Here is a 20,922-nt window from a genome sequence, read left to right on the forward strand (position 1 = left end):
CTTACGCGGCTATTTGTTCCAATTCGTCTTCCTTGGCCATCCATGCCGCCTCCGCGCGCTCCAGTTCCGCTTCGATGGCGCCGCGCTGTTTCATAAGGTCGGCCGTTGCCTTGCCGTCGGCCGTAATGGCAGGGTCCAGCAGAGCTGTGTCGATAGCCGCGCGCTTCTTTGCCAACCGCTCCACCTCTTTTTCCGCATCGCGGATTTCCAGGCGGATTGCCTTTTCCCGGTTGCGCTGCTGTGCGGCCTGCTTGCGGTCCTTCTTGCGGGCAGCGGCGGATGGGGCGGCCTTGCCCTTTTCGGGCTCATTGTCATTTTCACCGCGGCCCAGCACCAGGTCGGTATAATCGTCCAGACTGCCATCAAACGGCTGTGCCGTCCCGTCAGCGACCAGCACCAGCCGGTCTGCGACCAGTTCCACCATATGCCGGTCGTGGCTGACAATGATGACGGCGCCATCATAGGCGCTGAGCGCCTGCACCAGCGCCTCACGCGTATCGACGTCCAGATGGTTGGTGGGCTCGTCCAGGATCAACAAATGGGGGGCGTCGCGCGTAATAAGCGCGAGCGCCAGGCGCGCGCGCTCGCCGCCGGACAGGCTGCCGACCTGCTGCAGCGCGCGTTCGCCGGAAAAGCCGAAACGGCCCAGCTGGCCGCGCACCGCACCGGGCTTTGCGCCCTCCATCTGCCGCGTCATATGTTCCAGCGGGGTCGCATCCACGTCCAGTTCTTCAACCTGATATTGCGTGAAATAGCCCACCTGCATCTTGGATGAGGCATTCACCTCGCCGGTCATGGGGGGCAGTTGCGCCGCCAGCAGCCGCGCCAGGGTCGTCTTGCCATTGCCGTTCTGCCCCAGCAGCGCAATGCGCTCGTCCGGGTCAATTCGCAGGTTCAGCCGCTCCAGGATGGTCTTATCGCCATAGCCGGTGGAGGCCATGTCGAGCGTGATCAGCGGCGGTTTCAATTCCTGCGGACTGGGGAAATCGAAACTCAGCGTCGGGTCCTCGACGACCGAAGCGATGGGTTTCATCTTTTCCAGCGCCTTCATGCGGCTCTGCGCCTGCTTCGCCTTCGACGCCTTTGCGCGCCAGCGGTCGACGAAGGCCTGCAATTTCTCGCGCTCTGCCTGTTGCTTGCTGGCGGTAGCAGCCAGCTGGTTCAGCCGCTCGCGCCGCTGCCGCTCGAACGCGTCATAGCCGCCGGTGTAAAGCGTCGACTTGCCGCCCTCCAGATGCAGGATGTGCGTCACGACCTTGTTCAACAGATCGCGTTCATGGCTGATAATCACCACGGTGGAGGGGTAGGTGCGCAGGAAATTCTCCAGCCACAGCGTCGCCTCCAGATCCAGATGGTTCGACGGCTCGTCGAGCAGCAGCAGGTCGGGTGCGGTGAACAGCAATGCCGCAAGCGCGACGCGCATCTTCCAGCCGCCCGAATAGCTGTCGAGCGGGCGCGCCTGCATGGCCTCGTCAAAACCCAGTCCCACCAGAATGCGCGCCGCCCGCGCCTCCGCCGTCCACGCATCGATGGCCAGCAGGCGCTCATGCACCTCTCCGATCCGGTGGGGGTCGGTCGTCGTTTCCGATTCTTCCAGTAGCGCCGCGCGTTCCTTATCCGCTGCCAACACCGTTTCCAGCGGGCTGGACGTGCCGTGCGGCGCCTCCTGCTGCAGATAGCCGATGCGCGCGCCGGACGGCAGCGCCATCTCGCCCTCATCGGGTTCGATTTCACCGATCATGACTTTCATCATGGTGGACTTGCCGGCGCCGTTACGTCCGATCAGGCCTACTTTTCCGCCCGGCGGAATCGCTGCGGATGCGCGGTCGATAATGGTGCGCCCGCCAAGGCGCACGGTGATGCCATTCAGATTGAGCATGGCGCGCGCCATAGCATGATGGGACGGCGCTTGGCAGGTAGAATATGGCCAGGCTACTTCTTCGGCTTTTCCTCGGTATGTTTCATCATGATCGGTGCCTGTGCGATGGCCATGACAAAACTCAGCCCGGTGACGCCCCACACCTTGAACTGAACCCATTGGTCAAATGTGAACATGGCGCGCACCACCTCGTTCAATATGGCGAGGGCAAGGAAGAACAAGGCCCAGTTACGCGTCATCAGGTCCCAGCCGCGTTGCGACATGTCCGGGAAACCCGACTCCAGCACCAGTTTCAACAACGGTTTGCCGGTGAACAGTCCAACAAACAAAATCGTTGCGAACAGCAGATAGACGACTGTCGGCTTTATCTGGATGAACACCTCGTCATGTAGATAGATGGTCAGACCGCCGAAAACGCCGACGATGACCGCTGTGACGATCTGCATGGGCGTCACGCGTCGCGTTTTCCAGAAGCTGTAGGCCATGGTGATGGCGATGGCGATCATGAAGGCGCTGGTGGCCCAGACAGCCTGATCGATATCGTCGCCGGGCGCGAGCGCATTGACTGCGAAGAAGACGAGAAGCGGCCCCAGATCCAGCAGGAATCGTAGGCCGGGCGACAAATCGGCACGTTCTGGTGCTGTGGGATCGGGCAGGGGGGGATTGGACATGACGTGACTCTCTAGGGAAGGGGCAGGCGAGACTCTACTCTTATCCGTGGACTATTCGTCCTCTACAGCGATGCGCGCTGCCTCCTCCAGCACATCCGAATTGTCGGGTGCCAGGCGGATTGCCTGCTGAATCGCGCTTTCCGCCGCCGGCATATTACCGGCGCGCCGCTCAGTTGCTGCCAGCAGAAGCCATGCATCCAGATTATTGCGGTCGGCCTGCGTGGCGGCCAGCAGGTCCGCCCGCGCTGCAACGATCTTGCCCTGCTCGGTTCGTGCCAATGCGCGATCGATCAGCAGGCGCCCATGCAGATCGTCCCGTCCGCGCGCGGCACCGATCAGGGCCTGATCGAAATGCTGTTCGGCCGAGATGGCGTCCCCTGCCAGCAGGGCGGCATTGCCTGCCTGGCCATAGAGGTCAGCGGCAAAGGCACTGCCCTCGCTTTCAGCGATGCGCGCCGCTTCCACCAGCGTAGCTGCCGCGGCATCCGGTTTTTCCTGATGTAATTGCGTCATCGCCAGACAATGCCGCGCGGGCGCGCCGCCCTCTTGCGAGATCCACTGGCGGGCAAGACGGTCCGCATTCGTAGGATCGCTGGCACTCATGCGGATACAATCCTCATAGGCGTCCCGGGCCGTCGGCTCCGGCGGGGCTGCTTCGGCAGTCGGGGCAGTCTGCGCAGCAAGCGCAAGCGACATGAGGATCAGCATTGGGTCAGTCCGTTACGAGCGCTGCGACCGTATCGATCAACAGGGCGATGTCCTGATCGCGTGACAGGCGATGGTCGCCGTCCTTTATCAGTCTGATCTGTACGTCGGCTGACCGGAGTTTCTCCCCCAGTTGCAGTGAAATTTCCCAAGGCACATCGGCATCCTTCTGGCCGTGAAGCAGCCGCACCGGACAGTCCAGCGGGATAGGCCCGCCCAGCCTGCGATTTGCTTCGCCCGACAGCCAGAATGCTGCCGTAGTGATATAGGGCTGGTCGGAATATTCAGATGGTTCGGACAGGGTTTCGCCCCGCGCCAGCTTTGCGCGATCGGCATCGGAAAAGCCCCAGCCGGTGAAATCCGGCGCCGCGGCGATGCCCACCATGCCCACAATGCGGTCGGGACGGGCAAGCGCAACCAGCAGCATCAGCCACCCGCCCATCGAGGAACCCACCAAAATGACGGGTCCGTCGACGATCCCGTCGATCAAATGGATTACGTCGTCGCGCCAGCTATCAAGCGTCTGGTCGGCAAAGAGACCTTCGCTCGCGCCGCAGCCGGAATAATCAAGCCGCAGCATGGGCTGGCCGCTTGCGTGCGCCCATTCGTCCAGGGCCGTCGCCTTGCCACCCTCCATGTCCGACATATAGCCGGGCAGGAAGACGATCGTGGGGCCGTTACCTGTGCGGTGGCGATAGGCGAGGCGGATTTCATCGCGGACGGTGTAGCGCAGATCGGTCATCTTGGCACTGTAGGCGCATGGCGCAGATGCGAAAAGGGCGACATCCTTTCGGATGCCGCCCTTCTCGCGATAGAATACGCTTCTACTAGAAGTGCAGGATAACCGCTGCGTGCGGGCGGATGGATTCGAAATTCTCGAACGTGTCCACGCCCAGGCGCAGGCGCACGCCGCTTTCGCCGGTAATGCCGCCAAGACCGATGTCCTGCGGTCCGACCTCAAAGCCCATGCCGTACAGCATGCCCCGGTCGTCCTTGAAACCGCGCTCTTCCTCGATCCACTGGTAGCCGACCTTACCGAAGAACAGGCCGGATTCGCCGATGCGAAGACCGAAACGACCGGCGGCGCCATATTCCCATTCGATCTCGTCAAAGCCGTAGGCGAGATTACCTTCGGCACCGACGAAGAAGGCCCCCAGCGGTACGTTGACGCCGGCAAGACCCATGATCAGGGAGCCGTCGGTCGAGTCCGGAGCGCCGCCGAGAGCGGTGGAGCGGTTGCGGTCAAAATCGTGATAGCCGCCGCCGATGCCGACATAGGGCTCGATACCGAATGCGCGGCTACCGTCGGGGGCTTCCTGCGCGCTTGCGGCAAACGGAAGGGCGACAGCGGCAAGCGCCGCCACAAAAAACTTACTATGCATGATGGTTCCTTACTCATTACGCCGATAGATACACTGATCGGCAGGTGCTCAACTTTCTCGCGTCGGATCGGATGTTCCGTTCGTCGATCGCGTGCAGTGAAAACGGGACAGTTTACCCAAGGTTGCATGCTCCAGCTTTGTTTTCGCGGCGTGTTGCACTTTTGTCACGGTTCGATGACGGTCCGGCCAACCTTGACCCAAGCCTGCCGCTGCCCTATTGGCGCGTGAGAGCGTAGAGGCAGCTTTACGCAGAAGGAAAGTTCAGGAACCGACACCTGCGGGTGCCGCCGGTCAGCGAGATTCGCCCACCGGCGTTTTTTGCGTTGGAGATTACGGACCCCTTGTTTGAATCGCTTTCCGATCGCCTTGGCGGCGTTTTCGACAAGCTGCGCGGCCGTGGTGCCCTCAGCGAGGCGGACGTGCGTGCGGCCATGCGAGAGGTGCGCATCGCGCTTCTTGAGGCGGATGTCGCCCTGCCGGTGGCCAAGGATTTCATCGACAAGGTAACGGCCCGCGCCATCGGTGCGGAGGTGACCAAGTCCGTCACGCCGGGCCAGCAGGTCGTGAAGATCGTATCCGACGAACTGACCGCCATGCTGGGCGGCGATGCGGCGGAACTGGAAATCGGTGTTACGCCCCCCGCCGTCATCATGATGGTCGGCCTGCAGGGCTCCGGCAAAACGACTACCACGGCGAAGATTGCCCGCCGCCTGAGGACAAAGGACGGCAAGAAGGTCCTGATGGCGTCGCTAGACGTCAATCGCCCCGCCGCGCAGGAGCAATTGCGCGTTCTGGGTGAGCAGGTCGAAGTTGCGACGCTGCCCATCATCGAGGGGCAGCAGCCGGTAGAGATCGCCCGACGCGCCCTGCAGTCGGCAAAGTTGCAGGGCTTCGATGTCCTGATGCTGGACACCGCCGGTCGCCTGCACGTCGATCAGGCACTGATGTCTGAAATGCAGGCGGTTAGTCAGGCCGCCAGTCCGGCCGAAACGCTGCTGGTCGTCGATGCACTGACCGGTCAGGATGCCGTCAATGTCGCAAAAAGCTTTTCCGAGCAGGTGCCGCTGACGGGTACTGTGTTGACGCGAATGGATGGCGATGCGCGCGGCGGCGCCGCGCTGTCGATGCGCGCGGTGACCGGAAAGCCGATCAAGTTCATCGGTACGGGCGAGAAGGTCGATGCCCTCGATGCGTTCGATCCCGCGCGCGTTTCCGGCCGCATCCTTGGCATGGGCGACGTGGTCAGCCTGGTCGAGAAGGCTTCGGAGGCCGTGCAGGCCGACGAAGCGGAGGCCATGGCGAAGAAATTCGCCAAGGGCCAGTTCGACATGAACGACCTGCGCCAGCAGCTTAACCAGATGCAGCGCATGGGCGGCATGGGGGCGATGATGTCCATGATGCCGGGCCTCGGCAAGATGAAGCGGCAGGCGGAAGAGTCGGGTGCCGACGACAATATGCTGAAGCGGATGGAGGCGATCATTCTTTCGATGACGCCGAAGGAACGCGCCGGGCCGCAGCTTTTGAACGCAAAGCGCAAAATTCGCATCGCCAATGGCGCCGGCACCACTGTGCAAGAGGTGAATCGCCTCATCAAGATGCACAAGGAAATGTCCACCGCCATGAAGAAGATCAAGAAAATGGGTGGCCTGAAGGGCTTCGCGAAGATGCTCGGCATGGGCGGCGGCGCAGGCGGCGACGGCATGCCGGACCTTGGCGCCCTGGGCGGTGGCAAGATGCCCAAATTGCCTCCCGGTTTCGACAAATTCGGCAGATGAGGCGCCTTTGCTTCGCTTGCCTTCTCCACAACTCGCACAATCACAGACAAAATTGTAAATAAGGAATAATCAAATGGCAGTCGTTATCCGTCTTTCCCGCGGCGGCGCAAAGAAGCGCCCCTTTTACCGTGTCGTCGTTGCCGACAAGCGCTCCCCACGCGACGGCAAGTATCTTGAGCGCATCGGCAGCTACAACCCGCTTCTGCCGAAGGATTCGGATGAGCGCGTGAAGCTGGATACGGAGCGGGCCAAGCATTGGCTGTCCGTCGGCGCCGTGCCGTCCGATCGCGTCGCCCGCTTCCTGGAGGCGGAGGGCCTGATGAAGCGCGAAGCCCGCAACAACCCCAAGAAGGGTGAGCCTGGCGCGAACGCGAAGGCGCGTGCTGACGAAAAAGCCGAGAAGGCCGCTGCTGCCGAAGAGGCTGCCAAGGAAGCTGCCGCCGCCGAAGCTGAGGCTCCTGCCGAAGAAGCTGCCGCTGAAGAGGCACCTGCTGAAGAAGCGCCCGCCGAAGAGGCCGAAAAGTCCGAATAAGCATCGTGACCGAGCCTGCCCCCATCACGTTGGCGGCCATAACCGGCGCGCACGGCGTGCGGGGGGAGGTTCGGCTGAAGCTGTTCGCCGAGAGCGAAGCGGGATTCCGCGCCTATGGTCGCTATCGCGCCGGGGAACGGGAACTCGTCCTGAAGAACCTGAAGCGCGCGGGGAAAACGCTCGTCGCGCGCTTCGAGGGCGTTTCGACGCGGGAGGCGGCCGAGGCATTGCGGGGCACCGCGCTGACGGTTGACCGCGCTGCCCTGCCGCCGCTCGAGGAGGGCGAGATCTACGTCGCCGATCTAGTTGGCAGGCCCGTTGAGGCCGTCGACGGCACGAAGATGGGCCGCGTCCATGCCGTCGAGAATTACGGCGCGGGCGATATACTGGATATCGAGCTGGCAGACGGAAAACGCGTTATGCTGCCCTTCACTGCCGACGCGGTGCCATCGGTCGATACGGTCGTACGGATAAATCCGGCCTATTTGCCGGATTGAAGCAGGAAAAGAGCGTCCCCTCGGCCCGCCGAAGAAGCGGCGTCGGCGTCTGCTACGCCTCGTTGTCGGTGCCTGCGGCGCCGAGCTTACTCAGTATGAATCGCCGCCCGCGAAATTAATGTGTTCGGGGTAATGGGCAGCGAAGCCTTTACCCGCCCCAGCCAACCGGCAGGCCAGCGCGCGACACAACGCTGGGAAGGGGCTTGCCGATGACGCTGGTGAACCATTTGTTGACGGCAATGGCCTCGGCAAGGTCCATTCCCGTGTCGACGCCGCTGGTTTCCAGCAGATAGATCAGATCTTCGGTGGCGATATTCCCAGTCGCGTTTGGGGCAAAGGGGCATCCGCCAAGACCTCCCAGGGAAGAATCCAGTGTTCTGACGCCTGCGTCCCACGCCGCCCAGGCGTTGGCGATACCCATGCCGCGCGTATCGTGAAAATGCACCCTTAGCGGCAGGTCCGGCCCGATCGCCTCTCGCACGGCGCCGACCAGATGCGATACCTGCGCGGGGACGCCGACGCCGACCGTATCGGCCAGCGCGATTTCCTCCGCACCGGCCTCTGCCATTTCACGGGCGCAGCGAACCACGGTTTCCACCGGCACCGGCCCCTCGAACGGACAACCGAAGGCGGCGGAGATGGTGACTTGCGCAGTCAGGCCATGCTCTTTTGCCAGACGGATCATATCGCGATTTTCGGCAATTCCTTCTGCAATGGTCTGCCCCTGGTTTTTCTGCCCGAAGGTATCCGAGGCAACGAGCACACAACCGGCCTCGTCAACGCCGCGCTTGTTTCCTTCGCCCGCCGCAATGGCGCGCATGACCCCGCGCTTGTTCAGGCAAAGGCCGATATAGGACACGTCCTCGCGGTCGGGCAGGGCGGCGATCACCGCCTCTGCATCCGCCATTTGCGGTACACGCTTTGGATGAACGAAGCTGGCCACCTCTATGCGGCGCGCACCGGCATCGATCATGCGCGTGATCAGCGAAACCTTGTCCTCGGTCGAGATGATCTCAGGTTCGTTTTGCAGGCCGTCGCGGGCGCCGACTTCGACGATTTGGGCAGTAGCGGTGTTGGTCATAGGCTACATAATGGGGACCGTCGGCCCTAGTCGCAATGCTGTTTCGCAAAGGCGGCAGCGGCTCCATAGAGACCGGGTTCGGGATGTGTGATCAGTTTTACCGGCAGTTGTTCCATCATTGCCTGATAGCGTCCCTTTGCCACGAAGCGATGGCCAAAGCCGATATCGGCGAGCCTTTGCCCGATGCGAAGGCCGAGACCCCCGGCAATGACGACAGGGCCCGGTCCATGGCTGAGCGCCATATCGCCCGCGACCGCGCCGAGGCACATGCCGAAGCGGTCGAGGGCTGCAGCCGCAAGGCTGTTCGTGCCGGAAAGCGCAAGTGTCCACAGATCCTTGTCGTCGCCGGAGGGCATCGCTACCCCCTCCCGCTCCGAAAGCACTTCCATGATCGGGCGCAGGCCGGGGCCGGCGACGATGCGCTCCACACTGACGCGGTTGTGCTGCGCGCGAAGGCGTTCGAGCAGCCGGTCTTCAACGGCGTCCAATGGCGCGAAATCGACATGACCGCCCTCCGTCGGAAGAATGTGCGTGTGGCCATCGACGCGCAGTAACAGGGCGACGCCGAGGCCGGTTCCCGGACCGATAACGGTAACAATTCCGGTGGGAGGCAGCGGAACGTCGGGACCGCACAGATGGAGGAACTGATCCTCTGGCGCCGCGCCGACGGCATGTGCGACCGCCGCAAAATCGTTGATCAGCAAATGCCGGTCTACATCCAGCTTCTCCGCGATCAGACTTGGCCTGATAATCCATGGGTTATTGGTCATCTTGATCGTCTCGCCCCGCACCGGCGCAGCGATGGCGATCGCGGCGGCACGGGGCAGGTCGCCGCCGACATGATCCTGAAAGGCCTCCCATGCCATCTGAAGGCTGGCATGATCGGCGGTGCGCATCTTCAGCGGCTCATCAAGATGTTCGACGCGTCCTTTTTCCACCTTGGCAAGCGCGAAGCGCGCATGCGTTCCGCCAATGTCTCCGACGACGATCCGTGTCGTCACAGGCCCGCCTCGGCAAGCATGGCGGAGCCGCCCTTTTCCGCCTCGTCGGCATGGGCGCGCATGAGGGCATAGAGCTCCCGGCCCAGCCCATCGCGAGTGGCCGGCGGTTCGGCAAGCGGCCGTGCCGCCCACTCGTCTGCGTCGACAAGAGCCTCTATCGACCCGGTTTCGGCGCACACGCGGACCACGTCACCGTCCCGCAAGCGCGCGAGCGGTCCGCCGCCCAGCGCCTCTGGACTCAGATGGATGGTTGCTGGGACCTTGCCGCTGGCACCCGACATGCGGCCATCGGTGAGGAGGGCGACGCGGTAACCGCGATCCTGCACTACGCCGAGGGGCGGGGTCAGCTTGTGGAGTTCCGGCATTCCGTTGGCGCGCGGTCCCTGAAACCGCACAACCACAACGACATCCCGGTCCAGCCTGCCATCTGCAAAGGCGGCAATCACCGCCTCCTGCGTATCGAAAATCTGGGCTGGCGCCTCGATCGTCCATCTGTCCCGATCGACGGCGCTGGTTTTCATAATGGCGCGCCCCAGATTGCCCTTCATCAGGCGCATGCCGCCGTCCTTGGCAAAGGGGGTCGCGGCGGGCTTCAGCATGGCGTCGTCGCCGCTTTGCGCCGGTGCAGGCTGCCACGTCAGTTCCTCACCTTCCATGGCGGGTTCTTGCGCATAGGCGGACAGGCCCGAATTCCACACCGTCATGACATCGCGGTGCAGATGGCCGCTGGCCAGCAATTCGCGGATGACGAACCCCATGCCGCCCGCCGCGTGAAAGCTGTTCACATCGCCCGAACCGTTGGGATAGACCCGCGCCAGCAGCGGGGTCGCCCTGCTGAGTTCGTCCATATCCTGCCAATCGATGATGATCCCGGCGGCACGCGCAATGGCCGGTATATGTATGGCGTGATTGGTGGATCCCCCCGTCGCCAGCAGGCCAACGGTGGCATTGACGATCGCCTTTTCATCGACGCAGCGGCCCAGCGGGCGGTAATCGTCGCTGTCGCGCCCTATGGCGGCAATACGGTGCACGGCTGCGCGGGTCAGCTTTTGCCGCAACTTCGTACCGGGATTTACAAAGGCGGCGCCGGGAACGTGCAGCCCCATGACCTCCATCATCATCTGGTTCGAATTGGCGGTGCCGTAAAAGGTGCAGGTGCCCGCACTGTGATAGGAGGCGCTCTCTGCCTCCAGAAGTTCCTGTCGGCTTGCCTTCCCCTCCGCATATAGCTGGCGGACACGCTGTTTTTCCTTGTTGGGCAGGCCGGACGGCATCGGTCCGGCGGGCACCAAGATCGACGGCAGATGGCCAAAGCGCAGCGCTCCGATCAGCAGACCGGGCACGATCTTGTCGCATATGCCCAGCAGCAGTACCGCTTCGTGCATGGCGTGGGACAGGCCGATGGTTGTCCCCATCGCGATATTGTCGCGGCTGAACAGCGACAGTTCCATGCCATCCTGGCCCTGGGTAACGCCGTCGCACATGGCCGGCACTCCGCCCGCGACCTGCGCGGTTGCGCCAACCTCTCGCGCCCAGACCTTTATCTGCTCGGGATAGCGGTAATAGGGGGCATGCGCCGACAGCATGTCATTATAGGCGGTGATGATGCCGATATTCGGCGCCTGCGACGCGGCAATCGCCTGCTTGTCATCGCCGGAACCCGCAAATCCGTGGGCCAGATTGCCGCAACTGAGCGCTGAGCGCCGGATTCCTTCCTCTCGCTGGCGGTCGATCAGGTCGAGATAGCGTTGGCGTCCGGGCCTCGACCGCTCGATGATGCGCTGGGTGACGGCTTCGACGGTAGAATTCATCATGGGCTCCAATGGATGATGGGCTTAGTGCCGGCGAGCGCAGGTCCGACCGGATAGGCGCTGCGCTCTCCCTCCGCCAAGGCGTGCTCAAGTACCTGCCGCTTCGTTTGCCCTGTAATGGTCAGCATGATCGTCCCGGCCGAACGGATCGCGGATCCTGTCAGAGTCACGCGCTTTACCGGAGCCTCTGGGGGCAGGGGGTCGGGCGTAACTGTCATAACACGCTCCTTGGTCCGCAGCGCGGCTTGGCAGTCCGGGCCGGGGAGGATGGAGGCGGTATGGCCATCCTCGCCAATGCCAAGCCATATCAGGTCCGGCGGCCATTCGAGCGCGGCGAGGCGGATTTCCGCATCAGCCGCCGCTGCCGCCGGATCGAGATCGTCGCCGATAAGGGAGACGAGCGTCGCGCTGGTAGAGTCCATAATCTTGTCGACCATGGCGAAGTTGGACAGCCTGTCGTCACGGGCTACCAAGCGGTCGTCGCCGGGAAAGATGGTGACCTTCTCCCATGCGAGTGGCTTGTCCTTCAAACGCTCCATGACGGGGCGCGGAGTGCCGCCGCCCGGCACGGCGACGACCGCAGATCCCTTGCGGGCCAGCGCGGCGGAAATAATGTCGGCCACCGCCGTCGCCGCCGCCCTGACCATCGCCTCCGGGTCCGCATATTCATGCCACACTGCGTCAGTCATTCCACGAAACCCCGTCTCGTTCCGTCAAGGCGATGCCGGCAGATGGCCCCCAGCCGCCCGCACTGTAATGTTTCAATTCTACGCCGGATTTTTCCCGCGTTGCCCGGATATCGTCGATCCAGCGCCACTGCGCCTCGACCTCGTCGCGGCGCACGAACAGCGTTGGGTCGCCGTCTATCAGATCGAGAAGCAGGCGTTCATAGGCGATCCGGCGCGGACGCGACTTGAAGGTCTCCGAAAGGCTGAGGTCCAGGGGTACCTGGCGCAGCGTAACCTCGCCGCGATCGAGACCCGGCTCCTTCGCCATAACCAGAAGCCTGACATATTCCTCTGGCTGCAGCCGGATGACCAGCCGGTTCGCGGTCAGCTTGGCTCCGCGCGATGCGAAGATGGAATGGGGTACGCATTTGAACTGGACGACGATTTCGGAACGTCGCTCCGCCAACCGCTTGCCCGTCCGTAAATAGAAGGGGACACCCTGCCAGCGCCAATTGTCGACATGTGCCCTGATCGCGGCGAACGTTTCCGTATCGGAGGCTTTCCCCAGATCATCTTCATATCCCGGAACCGAACTTCCGCCCGACGATCCGGGGCCGTACTGGCCAAACACCATTTCCGTATCCGCGACCGGACGCAGCGCCCGCAGCACTTTCACTTTCTCGTCGCGAACAGCGGTCGCGTCGAAATCGGCGGGCGGCTCCATCGCCGTCAGCGCCAGTAATTGCAGCATATGGTTCTGCACCATGTCGCGCAGCGCGCCGGTGTCGTCATAGAAGCCGCCGCGCCCCTCCAACCCGACGGTTTCCGCGATCGTTATCTGGATGTGGTCTATATTGGCGGCGTTCCATAGCGGCTCGAACATCATGTTGGCAAAGCGCAGCGCCATCAGGTTCTGCACCGTTTCCTTGCCCAGATAATGGTCGATGCGGAATGTGTGGGCCTCATCAAAGGCGCGCGAGACCGACGCATTGATCTGCCGCGAGGTTTCAAGGTCGCTGCCGAGGGGCTTTTCTAGGCCGATGCGCGCGCCGTCAGCAATTCCCGCCGACTTCAGGCCGGCGATGGTCGGTTCAAAGAATTGCGGCGCCGTCGAAAGGAATATGGAAAGGTCGCCGCCGCCGCCGCCCACGGCGCGGGCAAGATCGTCGAACCCCTCCGGCGTGGTCACATCCACAGGTAAATAGCTCAGCTGCGCCAGAAACCCGTCCATGACAGTGGGGTCATAGCGGTCCTCCGCCAGGTGGACTTCGATCGCGTCCTTTGCCTTGGCGCGGAATTCCTCGTCCGTCAGCTCGCTGCGGGCGGTGCCTACGATCGTCAGACCTGAGGGCAGCAACCCGTCCTTGTGCAGTGCATAAAGCGACGGCAGCAGCATCCGCTTGGCAAGATCACCGGTGGCACCGAACAGGATCAGGCTTGACTTGCGGCTCATCAATATGTGCTTTCGTCGCTGGCGGCTTCAGATGTGCTGGATGTGGGTCAATCGTTCCAGTTGTGGGCTTGTTCCTGCAAAACGCCACATCGCGCACAATGAAGTCAACGGTTGCAACTATGGCACACCAGTGCATGTACCGGACGGCGCCGGCGAACGGCCCCATCAACATGCGGCTAGGGGAATTGACAAGGATATGGACGTTTCAGCCCAATCTCTGACGGAGCGGCTTGCCGAACTTTATGAGCGGACGCGGGAAACGCCTCTGTTCAACCCGGTGGCGCAGCTCGGCTATGAACTTTCGCGCGCGCTTGAAAGCGGGGAAACGGACATTGGCACGCTGAAGCAGACGGTGGCGGCGATCACCGCACAGGAATTCGAGGCGCGGGGCGCACGGCTGCACGAGTTCGTGAACCTGAAATCGGGCGATGCCGCCAGCTTGGACCCCTTCCTGATGGCGGAAAACTTCGCTGCGTTTCGCGCCCGGTGGGAGCGGCAGCTGCTGGGGTGCGTCTTTACCGCCCACCCGACCTTCCTGCTGTCGCAAAAGGCTTACGGAGCGCTGGCAGCGGGTGAACCCATGCCCGCAGACGCGGCGGAGGGCGGACCCAGTCTTGCCGACGAGCATATGGCGGTTCAGTCGGCGCTGGCACGTGCCACGAGCGCCCGCGACAAGATCAACCGCCAATTGTTCAGAAGCGCGCGCAAGCAATTCGGCCATGAATGGCGAACTCTCCGCCCCGCGCCGTTCAGTTTTGCCACCTGGGTCGGCTATGACATGGATGGGCGCACGGACATTGACTGGGCGACGCCCATCCGGTTCCGCCTGCAGGAAAAAGTGCGGGCGCTGTCCACCTATCTTGCCCGTTTGCGGGATCTGGAGGATGACCGCCTCGACAAGATAAGCGACAGGCTGTCTGAAGCGCTGGTCCATGCGGAGATGGTTGCCGAGGCATTCGAACCCGCTCTCGACACGCCGGAAAAGATCAGCGCGGCCGCCAATCTCGCCACGCGAGACGACCCGCGCGCGCTGACCAGCCTGACATCCGTTATCGACGATCTGGAGGCGATCGCGCTGCAGGCGCCCGAACAACTGGCTGAAGATATACTCGTCCTGTCGGCCGCCATGCGCAGTGAGAGGCTGGGCGTCGGCACCATCCATTTCCGCATGAACGCATCGCAACTGGATAACGCCATCCGCCGCCGTCTGGGCAGCGATACCGGCTTCGCCATGGGCAGCCGCACCGCCATCGCGCGACTGCGGGAGCTTATTGCGGATGCGAAGCCGCTGGAGGTCAATTTTGCCGCGCTGGCGATCGAGAGCACGACCGCGATCCGCCAGTTCATCGGCATTACGCAGATCCTGCAGCATATCGATGGCGACAGCGCCATTCGCCTGTTGATCGCCGAAACCGAGCAGCCCGCAACAGTGCTGTCCGCGCTCTACTTTGCGAAGCTGTTCGGAGTGGACAAACAGATCGACATATCCCCGCTTTTCGAAACGGGGGATGCACTGGAACATGGCGGCCGCTTCCTCGACGCGCTGCTTGCCGAGCCGGTCTATCAGGATTATGCCCGCACGCGCGGGCGGGTGGCGATCCAGACGGGGTTTTCGGATGCCGGCCGTTTCATGGGCCAGATCCCCGCTTCCCTGAGTATCGAGCGGTTGCAGGGCCGGCTGGCGCGGCTGATGGCGAAGCATGGCCTCGCCGACGTCGACGCCGTCATTTTCAACACGCACGGGGAAAGCATGGGGCGCGGCGCGCATCCGCTGAGCATGAAGGAGCGCCTGTCCTACCCATTGTCGGCATGGACGCGGCGGCGCTTTGCCGAGAACAAGGTCGGCCTGGTCGCGGAGGCGAGTTTCCAGGGCGGCGACGGCTATGTGTTTTTTGGCTCGGACGAGCTTGCGTTGGCGACATTGACGCGCATCGCCTGTGAGGAAATCGGTCTGGCGCCGGATGCATCGAAAACCGACCCCTTCTATCTGGAAACGGATGTCTCGCTCGATTTCTATCGCGATGTCCGGAGGGTGCAGGCGCGCATGTTTCACGACCGCTCCTATAATCGCGCGCTGACTGCATTTGGGCTGGGGCTGCTGCCGCAGACGGGATCGCGAAAGTCGCGCAGACAGACTGACGTTGCCGCCGACCGCGACATGACGCTGCGGCGGATCCGTGCCATTCCGCATAATGGAGTCCTGCAGCAATTGGGCTATCCGGTTAACGTGATTGCGGGGATCGGCGACGCGACGGCCAGCGACCCGGACCGTTTTGCCGCGCTGTTCGAACGCTCTCCCCGCGCGCAGGAATTGATCCGCATGGTGCTGGCGTCGGATCGCCTGGCAAGCATCAAGACATTGGTGGCCTATGGCGAAATGTTCAACGGGGCCTATTGGGCGACGCGCCCCTATCGCGGCGCCGAACCGGAGCGGGAAATCGCCTGTCTCGATCTTGCCGAACGGCTGGCCGGCGACGACCGGACCATGGCCTTCCGGGAGCTTGCGACGGCATTGCGAGTGGACGGGCTGAAGCTGCGGCGCCTGATCGACCAATTGCCGCCGGAAACGCTGCCCGACCGCGACGAGGGCATCCGCCGCATGCTGGGCGTCTTGCACGCCCTTCGCCTGGCGCTCATGCAGCATATTTTCCTGAATGCGGCGGCTATCCCGCCCTTTTCCCGGCGCAACGACATATCCCGCGACGACATCATGGAAATGATCCTGTCGCTGCGCATCGACGATGCTTTGGAGCAGTTACGCGCCGCCTATCCGGTGGAGGCACCATCCCTGGCGCGGTTCGATGTTGAGGAGCCTACCGATTATCCCGATGATACGACGCCGGAATATGGCCGTATCAACGAGGATTTCATCGATCCGATCGACAGTGCCTACGATGTGGTGGTCATGATCTCGACGGCGATCGCCCATCAGTTCGGTGCAATCGGATAGATTAGCGCGCGCGGGCGGGGGTGGCATACGTCCGAAAACAGATTATCTTCCCGGCATGAACCGTGTTCGTGTGGGTCTGACGGGTCTTGCCCTTGTCTTTCTGATGGCGCTGCTTTTTGCGGCGCTTATCGGACCTGTGGGCTTCGTCGATCCGCGGGAATCGCCGAACGACACGCTCGCGACGATAGGTGTCGTGCCGGGTGGCGAGGACAAGGATCAGGATAAGGAGGGCGAACCCGAATTCGTGCCGCCGCCGCCTATCGTTGCCGACCCGCTGACGCCGCCCGGTTCGCGCGAATTTCCGCTAATCCCGGAAGATCCGAATGCGGAGCCGCTGCCCAAATTATCGACCGATGGGGAAGTGACGGAGATCTAATCCGTCACGGCGAAATACAGTCGTCTCCGCATAAATTCTAACAGACTTATCCACAGGCAATGGTTAAGCTGCGGCTTGGCCGGGGCTTTCACCGTCTTGCGCCTAAGTCATTGTATTCGTTATCGCGCCCACAGAAAACATTTTCATTCCCATGGATTCCAGTTGAATTCCCATGCCTACCCATATAGTCCCTTGTGCACATGGGATGTGGTGCGTTCCCCTTTGATAAGGGCAGTGAACAGGGGGCCTGACGGCAGGCCGCTGTTTTCACGGGCGTTTTACCATTGTCCCGGCCATTGGGAGGGTAATGCGCGTGGCCGCGGGTCGTTATGAAGGCATCTTTCTGGGCAGCGTGGACGGCAAGGGGCGTATTTCTATCCCTGCGGCTTTCCGCGACGTGATCCAGCAAAATGCCGGCGACCGCCGCGTCGTGTTCATGCCCAGCCGTTCCGACAAGGATTGCCTTGATTGTTTTGACAGCGCGGGCATGGCGCGTATCGACGCCGCCCATGCGGAGCGTTTTCCCGCCGACGAGATTTCGGAAGAGGAGGAGGAGGCGCGCTTCGGCACGTTCGGCCTCGCCCACAATCAGGGCTATGAGGAAACCGGGCGCTGCGTCATTCCCGAAGAGCTGCGCGAAATCGCCGAAATCGACACACTTGTGCTGTTCGTGGGCGGCGGCAGCCGCGGGTTCCAGGTGTGGAACCCCGATCTGTTCCTGCAGTACAATAAGCGGCCGATCTTCGATAAGCTGGTGCGTAACAAGCTGAAAAAGGCGCGCGCGAAATGAACGCTGCCGCTTTCGATGCCCCGCACACGCCCGTCCTTCTGGATGAAGTGATGGCCGCGATCTCGCCGCTGGACGATGCCGTCGTCGTCGATGGTACCTTTGGTGCCGGCGGCTATTCGCGCGCGGCCCTGTCTGCCGGTGCGGCGCATGTGTATGGATTCGACCGTGATCCCGATGCCATCGCGGCAGGTCGCGCGCAGGAAACCGATCGTCTGACGCTGATCGAGAGCCGCTTTTCGGCCATGACCGAGGAGCTTGCCGCGCGCGGCGTGAGCCACGTCGATGCCATCATGCTGGATGTGGGCGTGTCGTCCATGCAGATCGATCAGGCGGCGAGGGGCTTTTCCTTCAAGGCGGACGGGCCTCTCGACATGCGTATGGCGCAGTCGGGGCCGAGCGCCGCCGATCTGGTGAACGAGGCCGATGAGGAAGAATTGGCCGACATCATCTTTCACTATGGCGAAGAGCGCGCCGCCCGCCGGGTCGCCCGTGCACTGGTCGGCGCGCGCCCATTAACGCGCACGCATGAAACGGCCGAGATCGTGCGGCGCGCGGCAGGGCAAAAGCCCGGTGCCAAAACCGACGCCGCGACCAAGACATTCCAGGCCCTGCGCATCGCCGTCAATGACGAGCTTGGCGAACTGGAAATGGCGCTTGAAGCCGCTGAGCGCCTGTTGGCGACTGGCGGGCGCCTGGCCGTGGTCAGTTTTCATTCGCTGGAGGATCGTGTCGTCAAACGATTCCTGCGTACGCGCAGCGGCGGTGATCCGGGCGGGTCGCGTCACCAGCCGCAGGTAGAAGATAGCGCGCCGTCGCCGACGTTCGCAAAGCCTGCGCGCGCCGTTCGCGCAGGTGCGGCCGAGATGGCCCGCAATCCCCGCGCGCGCTCGGCAACCTTGAGATCAGCCGTCCGCACCGATGCGCGTGCCTGGACCGATGAAAATGATGGCGGGACGCCAGCAAGGGCCCTTTGGCGGCCAGGGAGAGCAGCATGAGCAGGTTCGGAACCATCGGATTGGGAGTGCTCACCGTCGGTGCGACGATGGGGCTTTACCTGTCGAGCTATCATGTCGCCGAAAAGCGCGAGGACATCGCCAAGCTGCAACAGCAGATTGACGAGGATGCCGAACTGGTCGCGAAGCTGGAGCGCGAGCTGGGCACGCTTGCCAATCTCGACAGGCTGGAGGCGATCAACGCCAGCGTCTGGCGCTACCACGCGCCCAAGCCCGGTCAGATTGTCGGCGGTCCGGTCCAGTTCGCTGCCGTAATGGCGGGTGAAGCTGCCCCTGAAATGCAGCTGGCCGTCATCCGCGATGGCGAGGATTCAGCCGTTACCGACAAGCCCGTAGTGCGCTCCATCGCGCTGGCGGACCGCAAGCCGGAGGTGCCGCAGCCGCTGACCGACAGCAAGCCGGCCAGTGCGCCCGCTCGCGCCAAGGCAAAGACGCCCGCCAACGTTGTCCTTGCGTCCTCCGACCCGGCGGACCTGCCGCCGCTGTCCACGCGAGCGCCGTCCGCATCGACGGCGTCGACGGCGGCGCCCGCGTCCGCCGACCTCTTCTCTGACGGGTTCATTACCGAAGTCGAGACCGCCGCCACTCTGGAACGCGCCGGTTTCCGCAAGGTCGTGCTAAGGTGAGTCCAGGTGCGCTTCGCACTTTAAGGATTCAGCTTGCGGGGAAACGGCAGGCACAGCTGCAGCGCGCCCGTCAAAGAATGGTGGTGGGGCTCGCTTTGTTTGGCGGGCTGACCCTGCTGACCGGCGCGCGTCTTGCCGATCTTGCCCTCACCTATCCGGCGGGCAGCGCACAGGTGGTCAATCAATGGCAGGGGGTGCGCCCCCGTGCGCCCATTCTCGATCGCAACGGCGTTGTCTTGGCGCAAAGTTTCGAGGCCTATTATCTCGCCGTCCGGCCGCATGACCTGCTGTCGGATCCGGCACAGCTGTCGCGCCAGATTGCCGCAATCATCGGTGAACGCGATCCCGCCGATATCGAACGCAAGCTGCGGCACGAAGGGAAGTGGCGTTATGTCGAGCGCCGCGTCCACCCCGACGATGCCATGGCGCTGCAGGCGCTGGGTGATCCCGGCCTTGAAATCGAGCGGGAATGGGAGCGTGTCTATCCAAACGGAACGCTTGCCGCGCATACGATCGGCTATGCCAATATCGACGGCAAGGGCGCCGCAGGACTGGAACAGCAGCTGGATACGCGCCTGCTTGATCCGGAACGGCTGGAACAACCGGTAAGCCTCAGTATCGACACGCGCGTGCAGCATGCCCTGGTACAGGAACTCGCCGCGCAGATGCAGAAGCACTCTGCTATTGGCGGCAGCGGAATCGTCATGGACGTACGTACCGGCGAACTGATTGCCATGACGTCGCAGCCGGTCTTCGACCCCAACTCCCCCGACGCGACCGGATCGGGCGGAGAGGATGATGTGCGGTTCAACCGGGCGACCTATGGCGTCTATGAGCTTGGCTCGACCTTCAAAGCGCTGACGATAGCCATGGCACTGGAAAGCGGCGTCGTCACCTCCATGGCACAGGGATATGATGCCAGCGCGCCCATCAAGGCCGGACGGTTCCGCATCACCGATTTCCACGGGGAGAACCGCTGGTTGAGCGTCCCAGAGATCTTTATGTATTCGTCCAATATCGGCACGGCTCGAATGGCGCTGGAAATCGGCCCGGGACGGCAACAGAAATATCTCGCCAGCCTGGGCCTTTTGGACAAGCCGGTGATTGAACTTGCTGAGCGCGGAATGCCCCTGAGGCCGGACAATTGGGGTGACATTTCGACGATGACCATTGGCTATGGCCATGGTCTGGCGGTGACGCCGCTGCACCTTGCGGCGGCCTATAGCGCACTTGTCAATGGCGGCATCTATTATCAGCCGACGTTGATGAAGCTGGGCGCCGACGACAAGCCGAAGGGGCGCCGGGTTTTTTCTGCCGAAACCTCAAAAAAGATGAACGCCCTGCTGCGTCTGGTGGTGATGCAGGGCACCGGCGGCAATGCAGAGGCGGAAGGCTATCGCGTCGGTGGCAAGACGGGCACAGCGGAAAAGCCTAAGAATGGCGGTTATGCACGGCGATCCCTCATAACGACCTTCGCGGGCGCGTTTCCCATGGACAATCCGCGCTATGTCGTGCTGGCAATGCTGGACGAACCGCAGGGAATAAAGGAAACATACGGCTATGCGACGGCGGGCTGGACCGCCGCGCCGGTCGTGAGCAGGGTGGTCAGCCGTATCGCGCCGATCCTGGATGTGGCGCCGTCCACGACGAAGGACGTCGACATGGCAGAAGTACTGGCGCAGGTGCGCGACGTGAAGGAAGCGGGGTAGAGC

19 protein-coding genes are annotated in these 20,922 nt (G+C 62.8%); 9 read left to right on the forward strand and 10 right to left on the reverse strand.

Translation table 11 applies throughout. From position 1 onward, the window contains the following. Position 1 precedes the first annotated feature (1 nt). The 5 genes from ACSMXM_RS00450 to ACSMXM_RS00470 form a co-directional block, all read right to left on the reverse strand. Complete coding sequence (locus tag ACSMXM_RS00450; protein WP_460312977.1) at positions 2-1,879, reverse strand: ABC-F family ATP-binding cassette domain-containing protein; 1,878 nt, start codon at positions 1,877-1,879, stop codon at positions 2-4. 53 nt (positions 1,880-1,932) lie between these two features. Next, positions 1,933-2,550, reverse strand: a complete 618-nt coding sequence (locus ACSMXM_RS00455; RefSeq protein ID WP_460312979.1) for a septation protein A — start codon at positions 2,548-2,550, stop codon at positions 1,933-1,935. A gap of 51 nt (positions 2,551-2,601) precedes the next feature. Next, on the reverse strand, positions 2,602-3,258 hold the full coding sequence (locus tag ACSMXM_RS00460) for a tetratricopeptide repeat protein (protein ID WP_460312981.1): 657 nt from the start codon (positions 3,256-3,258) through the stop codon (positions 2,602-2,604). 4 nt (positions 3,259-3,262) lie between these two features. Then, the gene (locus ACSMXM_RS00465; RefSeq protein ID WP_460312983.1) at positions 3,263-3,997 is read right to left on the reverse strand and encodes an alpha/beta fold hydrolase; all 735 of its coding nucleotides are present in this window, start codon (positions 3,995-3,997) and stop codon (positions 3,263-3,265) included. 85 nt (positions 3,998-4,082) lie between these two features. Continuing rightward, positions 4,083-4,637 carry an opacity protein gene (locus ACSMXM_RS00470; protein WP_460312985.1) on the reverse strand — a complete coding sequence of 185 codons (555 nt, stop codon included), beginning with the start codon at positions 4,635-4,637 and terminating at the stop codon, positions 4,083-4,085. A 341-nt stretch (positions 4,638-4,978) separates the two neighbouring features. On the opposite strand from ACSMXM_RS00470, the gene ffh reads away from it, so the two are divergent. From ffh to rimM, 3 genes are all read left to right on the forward strand, one after another. Continuing rightward, positions 4,979-6,412 carry a signal recognition particle protein gene (gene ffh, locus ACSMXM_RS00475; protein WP_460312986.1) on the forward strand — a complete coding sequence of 478 codons (1,434 nt, stop codon included), beginning with the start codon at positions 4,979-4,981 and terminating at the stop codon, positions 6,410-6,412. A gap of 73 nt (positions 6,413-6,485) precedes the next feature. Then, positions 6,486-6,944: a 30S ribosomal protein S16 gene (rpsP, locus tag ACSMXM_RS00480; RefSeq protein ID WP_460312988.1), complete on the forward strand. Its 459-nt coding sequence runs from the start codon at positions 6,486-6,488 to the stop codon at positions 6,942-6,944. A 5-nt stretch (positions 6,945-6,949) separates the two neighbouring features. Beyond that, positions 6,950-7,441 (forward strand): ribosome maturation factor RimM, encoded by a 492-nt coding sequence (gene rimM, locus ACSMXM_RS00485; RefSeq protein WP_460312990.1) that lies wholly within the window; start codon positions 6,950-6,952, stop codon positions 7,439-7,441. Between the two features lie 148 nt (positions 7,442-7,589). On the opposite strand, the gene ACSMXM_RS00490 is transcribed toward rimM, so the two are convergent. Genes ACSMXM_RS00490 through zwf form a run of 5 tightly spaced genes read right to left on the reverse strand, consistent with a single transcriptional unit; the run spans position 7,590 to position 13,455 of the window. Further along, positions 7,590-8,522 (reverse strand): hydroxymethylglutaryl-CoA lyase, encoded by a 933-nt coding sequence (locus ACSMXM_RS00490; RefSeq protein ID WP_460312992.1) that lies wholly within the window; start codon positions 8,520-8,522, stop codon positions 7,590-7,592. A 26-nt stretch (positions 8,523-8,548) separates the two neighbouring features. Next, positions 8,549-9,523, reverse strand: a complete 975-nt coding sequence (locus ACSMXM_RS00495) for a glucokinase (protein ID WP_460312995.1) — start codon at positions 9,521-9,523, stop codon at positions 8,549-8,551. Continuing rightward, positions 9,520-11,334 (reverse strand): phosphogluconate dehydratase, encoded by a 1,815-nt coding sequence (gene edd, locus ACSMXM_RS00500; protein WP_460312997.1) that lies wholly within the window; start codon positions 11,332-11,334, stop codon positions 9,520-9,522. The genes ACSMXM_RS00495 and edd overlap by 4 nt, the downstream gene beginning before the upstream one ends. Continuing rightward, positions 11,334-12,023, reverse strand: coding sequence for a 6-phosphogluconolactonase (pgl, locus tag ACSMXM_RS00505; protein ID WP_460312999.1), 690 nt, complete (start codon positions 12,021-12,023; stop codon positions 11,334-11,336). Before pgl ends, edd begins: the two co-directional genes overlap by 1 nt. Continuing rightward, entirely contained in the window at positions 12,016-13,455 is a 1,440-nt protein-coding gene (gene zwf / locus ACSMXM_RS00510) for a glucose-6-phosphate dehydrogenase (protein WP_460313001.1), read from the reverse strand. Before zwf ends, pgl begins: the two co-directional genes overlap by 8 nt. A 196-nt stretch (positions 13,456-13,651) precedes the next feature. Between zwf and ACSMXM_RS00515 the strand changes: the two genes are divergently transcribed. From ACSMXM_RS00515 to ACSMXM_RS00540, 6 genes are all read left to right on the forward strand, one after another. Then, on the forward strand, positions 13,652-16,405 hold the full coding sequence (locus ACSMXM_RS00515; RefSeq protein WP_460313003.1) for a phosphoenolpyruvate carboxylase: 2,754 nt from the start codon (positions 13,652-13,654) through the stop codon (positions 16,403-16,405). A gap of 55 nt (positions 16,406-16,460) precedes the next feature. Further along, a complete protein-coding gene (locus ACSMXM_RS00520; RefSeq protein WP_460313005.1) occupies positions 16,461-16,781 on the forward strand; it encodes a hypothetical protein in 321 nt (106 codons plus the stop codon). 313 nt (positions 16,782-17,094) lie between these two features. Next, positions 17,095-17,571 carry a division/cell wall cluster transcriptional repressor MraZ gene (locus ACSMXM_RS00525; RefSeq protein ID WP_460313007.1) on the forward strand — a complete coding sequence of 159 codons (477 nt, stop codon included), beginning with the start codon at positions 17,095-17,097 and terminating at the stop codon, positions 17,569-17,571. Then, on the forward strand, positions 17,568-18,566 hold the full coding sequence (rsmH, locus tag ACSMXM_RS00530) for a 16S rRNA (cytosine(1402)-N(4))-methyltransferase RsmH (RefSeq protein ID WP_460313009.1): 999 nt from the start codon (positions 17,568-17,570) through the stop codon (positions 18,564-18,566). The genes ACSMXM_RS00525 and rsmH overlap by 4 nt, the downstream gene beginning before the upstream one ends. Next, on the forward strand, positions 18,563-19,210 hold the full coding sequence (locus tag ACSMXM_RS00535) for a hypothetical protein (RefSeq protein WP_460313011.1): 648 nt from the start codon (positions 18,563-18,565) through the stop codon (positions 19,208-19,210). Before rsmH ends, ACSMXM_RS00535 begins: the two co-directional genes overlap by 4 nt. 77 nt (positions 19,211-19,287) lie before the next feature. Next, on the forward strand, positions 19,288-20,919 hold the full coding sequence (locus ACSMXM_RS00540) for a peptidoglycan D,D-transpeptidase FtsI family protein (protein ID WP_460313013.1): 1,632 nt from the start codon (positions 19,288-19,290) through the stop codon (positions 20,917-20,919). The last annotated feature ends 3 nt before the right edge of the window (positions 20,920-20,922 follow it).

It is taken from the genome of Pacificimonas sp. ICDLI1SI03 (assembly GCF_054740865.1).